Consider the following 461-nt stretch of genomic DNA (forward strand, 5'->3'; position numbering starts at 1 on the left):
TGGTTGATGACCGATCTTTTTCCACTGCAGCGCTATCGAAGTTGTGAGCACCGTGATGATGAGATTGCCTGTAATTGGCTGATTCCGGCTGAATCATCTAATACTCAATGCATTTCATGTGCGTTAACACGCACCATACCCATATTGAGTCAACCTGAAAACTGGCGGCGCTGGCGAACCCTGGAAGCGGCAAAACGTCGTATGCTCTATGGCATTCTGAGGTTAAACCTGCCGATAAAGGGCGCCTATCAAGGCTATCCAAATGGCTTGGTTTTTGACTTCCTTGAAGATCAGAGAACCAATCCGATGCTGGCACTTGAGCATGTGTTAAGTGGACACAGTCAGGGGGTGATAACGCTGAATGCTGCTGAGGCAGATGGTAGCTTCAGAGAAGCAACGCGTGAAGCTATGAACGAGTCCTATCGAACCCTACTGGGACATTTTCGTCATGAAATCGGCCA

General features: G+C 48.6%; 1 protein-coding gene. It reads left to right on the forward strand.

Features of this window, described 5'->3' with window-relative positions; all coding sequences use genetic code 11:
* Positions 1–461: putative zinc-binding metallopeptidase (locus tag B4K20_RS14110; protein ID WP_289283380.1), on the forward strand; the 461-nt coding region annotated here is incomplete at both ends.

This window comes from Methylophaga sp. UBA5088 (genome assembly GCF_002414625.1).
GTDB lineage: Bacteria > Pseudomonadota > Gammaproteobacteria > Nitrosococcales > Methylophagaceae > Methylophaga > Methylophaga marina.